We start from the raw sequence: 3,209 nt of genomic DNA, 5'->3' as shown, positions 1-3,209 counted from the left end.
GTCTTTGATCGACTTGCAGCCAAAGACGCGGAAATCACTGACATCCTGGAGATGAAAGGCTGATCCTTCCGGCGCCTTCGTCTTGATACGGAAGCAATCCACACCATCGACATCATTCATCCAGAAGGCAGGCCTGGCATCCGCCTTCTCGGAGATGATCTCGACATTGCTGAAATCGATGTTCCTCACGTGGCGTACGAAGAAACCATGTGCCGGCAGCGTGCCGAACATTCTTGGTTCCGGATAGTCGTTCGGCTTTTCTACAGGCTGAAGCGCTGCCATCTCCGAAGTGCCACCACCACGCTGATGGATATAGACGTCGCTAACCTTCACATCTTCGATATAGTGCCCAGGAACACCGCTGATGATAGAAGACAGCTCCGTATTCGCTCCATAACAGGTAATGCCGCTCATGATCACGCGCTTGAGCGTGCCTACAGGGGTTCCAACCGGCCCACGCATTCTGGTGCCAAGCCGCAAGAAGATCGGTGAGTTACGGATGTCCCGCATCGTAATGCCGACGAAGGTGATGTCTTCCAGCAGCGCTCCATCGACCGATTCGAGAGCAAAACCGCGGCAGCTTTCAAAGACGCAGTTGGAGATGGTGATGTTCTTGAAACCACCATTCGACTCCGTTCCACACTTGATGCGGCCGGTTGGAACGACCTTGAACTCAGGTGGATGCCGCTTGAAGGTTCCATCCAGCAACGTCCCAAGCTGATAGCCGCCGGTCACATAGCAGTTGGTGATCGTGACATTCTCAGTGGCACGAGCATATCCCAGGGCGAACGAGCTTTTGGGGCAGATACCGTCGTCCCACGGGGAGTTAACGCTGCAGTTCGATACACGCACGTTGCGGCAGCAGTCGATATCCATGCCGTCGCGATTGGTATCGATCTTCAGATTATCGATGGTGAGGTTATCGACGCCTGTGGCGAGGATGCCGAAGTGTCCTCCCTCAAGGATCGAGAAGTCGCGAAGAACAACATTGAAGCAGTTCTTGAGTGCTATCGCCTTGTTACCCGCTCCTGGCTTGTCGGCTTTAGGGCGATCCTTATCCGATAGTCCGCGACTGAGTCCCTTACCCCAGATCAGGCCGGTACCGAGGATCGCGAAGTCATGAATCCCCTCGCCCCAGATCAGGCTGTTGTGCCAGTGGTTATGACCGTAGTCCTGGTACTCCTCCCAGGATTGCCGTTCACCCGGAGGATCATACCCATCCGTCCCACCTTCCAGCGGTGTACTTGCTGCAAGAATGGTTGCGCCTTGCTCGATGTACAGAACGATATTGCTCTTCAAACGAATCGAATAACTGGCATACACACCCGCCGGGAATACGACCGTTCCACCTCCCGCGGCAGCTGCTGCCTCGATGGCGCGATTGATGGCAGGCGAATCAATCGTCTTACCATCCCCTTTCGCTCCATATTTTCTGACATCGAAGAGTGAACCTGCAGTGGTCGTCGGAGCCGGTGCCGCCATGGCTCGCGCTCCGACGACGGCTGGCGCTAATGCTCCGGCAACACCTGTGCCCACAAGCTTCAAAAAGTCTCTGCGAAATGCATCCATCGTGAGCTCCCTGTTGTGGTTGCTAGAGCATTTTCCCTGTTGCTGGGTATTCCGAAAGAGGAGTGCAGCGGCGTTTTCATTACGGAAAACGCCCATAGATGCGGCCCCCCTACACTACACCTACAGGAAAAATGCTCTACTGCGATACTTTCAAGAAAATGACTCCGTGTGCAGGAACGGTAGTCTGGAAGGAACTATTCAGATTCTTGAGTTCCCCCTTCCACAGATCACGCGCCTTTACCGGGCCGGTAAAGCCCAAGGTGCGGAAGTCGACTGTCGTTGTGAGAGCGGTGTGGTGCCGATTGAAGATACCCACCGCCTGCGATCCATCGGCGAGGTGGCGCGACCAGACCTCAATCGGCCCCTCGGTGCTGACTCGATCCCCCTGCTTCCCTGCCGCGTCCTGATCGACGGCGATGACTTCCTTATTCGTCAACAGGGCTAGCGTCTCCGGAGTCATCGAGGAGAGATCGTTCCCGGCGAGCAGCGGCGCCGCGAGAATCGCCCAAAGGCTCATATGGGTCCGATACTCGTCCGTCGTCATGCCGCCGTTGCCGATCTCCAGCATGTCCGGATCATTCCAATGCCCGGGTCCTGCAAAGCGCGCAAGCCCAGCCTGACTGAAACCGATCTCCGCCATCTTGGCGTACTTGTCGGAGATGTCGCCCGTCGTCCGCCACAGGTTGCCACCGACCTCAGTGCCCCAACGCCACACGGCGTCCTGGCCATACTGGCAGAGGCTATAAACAATCGGCCTTCCTGTGTTGCGAAGCGCGACGTCCATCTTCTTATAGGCATCGATCATGATCTTGTGAGCTTCTTCAGGACTCGCTGCCGCCTTCATCTGCTCTTTCAAACCGCAGAGATCATACTTCAGATAGTCGATTCCCCAGGCGGCATAGGCCTTCGCATCCTGTTCCTCGTGGCCGAGACTACCTTCAAACTTCGCACACGTCTGGCTTCCGGGCGAAGAGTAGATGCCCAGCTTCAGACCTTTGCTGTGAACGAAGTCAGCAAGCGCCTTCATATCCGGAAACTTGCTGTTCGTCTGGATGTTGCCGTTGGCGTCCCGGCCCGCTTCCCAGGTGTCATCGATATTGATGTAGACGTAGCCGGCATCGCGCATACCGCTGGAGACCATCGCCTCCGCCTGCGCGCGGATGACGGCATCGTCCACCTTATTCCGAAAATGGTTCCAGCTATTCCACCCCATCGGTGGCCGCTGGGCAAGCTGGTTAGAACTATTTTGTGCATGCGCACAGAATGAAGCAAAACAAAGCGCCAGAGCAGTAGCGCCGAACACAGAAATCCGATGCAACAGAGACATGACAAAGCCCTTTATTGGTTCCGGCCGAAGAGATCTATAGATAAAAAAGGGGGTCACGGCTGTTCGGAAGCCGTGACCCAAGAGGTAACCAACGTCTAGAAGTTGATGCGTCCGGAGAGCTGCAACTGGCGTGGACCGCGATCGCCGGTCAGATTTCCGAAGGTAGAAAAGTYGGTTGTGCCGTTCGTATTGAAACGTGCCGTGTTATCGATGGCATTGAACGATGCATGGTTGAATACGTTATAGGCCTCGCAGCGGAGCTGGAAGAGAATGCCCTCGCGGATGGGAACATTCTTGTTGAGGGCCATATCCA

The 3,209-nt window shown here is 55.6% G+C and carries 3 protein-coding genes; all 3 read right to left on the bottom strand.

Annotated features, from left to right (window positions below):
* On the bottom strand, positions 1-1,569 hold a 1,569-nt coding region (locus AB4043_RS19815; RefSeq protein ID WP_442307866.1), incomplete at its 3' end, for a rhamnogalacturonidase.
* A gap of 136 nt (positions 1,570-1,705) precedes the next feature.
* The gene (locus AB4043_RS19810; protein ID WP_442302346.1) at positions 1,706-2,896 is read right to left on the bottom strand and encodes a glycoside hydrolase family 27 protein; all 1,191 of its coding nucleotides are present in this window, start codon (positions 2,894-2,896) and stop codon (positions 1,706-1,708) included.
* A 95-nt stretch (positions 2,897-2,991) separates the two neighbouring features.
* Positions 2,992-3,209, bottom strand: a 218-nt coding sequence (locus tag AB4043_RS19805; RefSeq protein ID WP_442307865.1) for a hypothetical protein, incomplete at its 5' end; no start/stop codon positions are given.

The sequence above is a fragment of the Terriglobus sp. YAF25 genome (genome assembly GCF_052113305.1).
In the GTDB taxonomy this organism is placed as follows: Bacteria; Acidobacteriota; Terriglobia; order Terriglobales; family Acidobacteriaceae; genus Terriglobus.
This window is presented reverse-complemented; position numbering and strand designations above follow the sequence as displayed.

What these genes read in the sequence shown, in the direction of transcription:
- AB4043_RS19810 (WP_442302346.1), bottom strand. Translation starts at nt 2,896, where the DNA reads ATGTCTCTGTTGCATCGGATTTCTGTGTTCGGCGCTACTGCTCTGGCG.